Raw genomic sequence first — 2,336 nt, forward strand, 5'->3', positions numbered from 1 at the left:
TGATCCAATAAGAAAACGAAATATAATCTAGAGTAGATATTTATAATAAATTAAATAAAATATTTTATTTGATAAAATTTCAAAACGTAAATGATGATATAAATATTGTTAACAGATTCAATCATATTTTGTTTTATTGAAAAAAAGTGTTGGTAAATTATTGTGAAATATTAAAATATATATTTCTTATAAAATATATATTTGGAATTTAATGAAATCAATTTATGTTTTGGTTCACTCGTGTTACATTGTGTTATACATAAATGCAATAAAATATTTTACAACTCGATTTTCATTATTAATGGTGAGAATATTTTTTATCTCAACTGTATTGAGACAACTTCATTACCAATTATGAATGTGGATGTGTTTATTTTCTTTAATTTCTATACATTTATTTCATTTTCTTTCAATCTAATAATCACCATATTTAACCTTTGGTGATATTTAAAATGTCCTTAAACTATTCAGATTCGTTATCAAATTGAATATGTCGTGTCAGGTTTATAAATGAAGACTTGCATTTTAATTTATGCAAATTGATGGCAACTTTGCCTAATTATTTGATTCTTATGGATTGAATAAAATATAAATAATTTTTTCAAAATATTTCATCCTATGAATGTGCATCGTAGTTATGATGAAATACTTTAAATTTAGTGTCATAATCTTTTCAGTATCTACTTTATAATGTCAACTCACGCAATTGACTTTCATTTGCTCATCATGTGCAATATATCATATATTGAAATTACTTTTAACCAATAGAATGTCATTTAATGGCAAAAAAGTAAAAATTTGTCTTTATTTATTTTCAGTTAATAAAAGAAATTACTTTAAAATTTACAAAATTATTATTATGAAATACAATACTAATTACAATTGCAAACGTTATACCAAAGAAAATTTGGTGAATTCTACGACGTGGAGACGTGCGGCACCTCGTGTTGAAGTTCATGTTGAGTCTCGAGTTGAGTCTCGTGTTGAGTCTCGTGTTGAAGTCTGTGTTAAACCTCCTGTTAAGTCTTGTGAAAAGTCCGATAAAATCGGGGAAAAAAGAATTATGTATAGTAAAGATGATTTAATGAAACTGATGAAAAACAGTAAAACACCGAAAATTAATCCTCTACCAGATTCCTTATTGTCAATATTTTGGTCAAAAACTGGCGGCAACATGTCATGTTTATTGAGTAAACAAAATCCAGAAATTAAGAAACAGACAGACTGTAACGATAAAGGTATCGAATGGGAACGTAAACCAAAGCTCGTACATCATGAGAATGGTTATGTACCACCAAAGATGAGAAAGGTATGCGACACGGATGATTTACTGGTTTTCCAGAAATCTATAAATGGATTGTTAAATAAAATGACACCGGAAAATTACCAGACTTGTGTTGGTGAAATACTGAAGCTAAAAATAAACACTGAGGAGAAATTAAATTGCATGGTGGAACAAGTTTTTTCTAAAGCCATACAAGCAGAATGTTACAGTAAACTTTACTCGAAACTCGTTTCGCAGTTTGATGGATTTAAGGTAAAGGGAAAAACATTTGCAAATATGCTGATTTCTAAATGTCAACAAACATTTAAGAAAACACTTGATAAGCAAATTGAGGAAGTGAAGAAATACTGGGCAGACAAGATTGAAGCAGAGCAAAATGAAAGGATGAAAATAATGTATGAGGAAAGTATTGAAGAACAGGTTAACAAGGTGAAAGATCAGTATTTAGGAAATGTAAGATTTATTGCGGAATTATACTTACAAAAAGAAATTGCAAGCAATATAATCATATTTTTAATTGGTCATCTGTTAAATAAAATTAGTGATTCTACTGCCATGGAATCGGTATGTTTAATGTTGACGATAGTAGGCAAAACTTTAGAATCCAACAATCCAAAGGAAATTGATCAATTCTTCATAAAAATTCAGGAACTATCCGTATGTAAAGATTTGAACATGAGAACCCGATTCAAGTTCAAAGATTTGGTTGACATGAAAAATAGGAAATGGGAATTAAGACAAATTCAGATGTTGAAAAATGTTGTTCCTAAGACATTGAAAGAGTTGCACAACGAATAATTACAACAATAACTTCATAGTTAGTACATTCACCACAATCACCGTATTCAATACAATTAAACATATTAACTGTTAAAATAAATACAGAAGTATTCTAGTAAAACATTTGACACATTTCTTTTTTAATGAAATGTACTGTGAAAATATTAATTTCAAATAACAAAAATATTTTATTTCACAGTATTTATGAATTGAAACGATAAATTCAATATTCACATTTAAATGATTCACACATTTCGATATAAAGTTATTA

At 27.7% G+C, this 2,336-nt stretch carries 1 protein-coding gene; it reads left to right on the forward strand.

Annotation, left to right across the window (positions count from 1 at the left end; genetic code table 11):
* Positions 1 to 859: 859 nt before the first annotated feature.
* Positions 860 to 2,083, forward strand: a complete 1,224-nt coding sequence (locus tag ACAX61_RS19450; RefSeq protein ID WP_370716193.1) for an MIF4G domain-containing protein — start codon at positions 860 to 862, stop codon at positions 2,081 to 2,083.
* The last annotated feature ends 253 nt before the right edge of the window (positions 2,084 to 2,336 follow it).

It is taken from the genome of Sphingomonas sp. IW22, from assembly GCF_041321155.1.
In the GTDB taxonomy this organism is placed as follows: domain Bacteria; phylum Pseudomonadota; class Alphaproteobacteria; order Sphingomonadales; family Sphingomonadaceae; genus Sphingomonas.

Bases quoted from the DNA above. Each gene is read 5' to 3' on its own strand.
- ACAX61_RS19450 (WP_370716193.1), top strand. From the start codon at position 860: ATGAAATACAATACTAATTACAATTGCAAACGTTATACCAAAGAAAAT.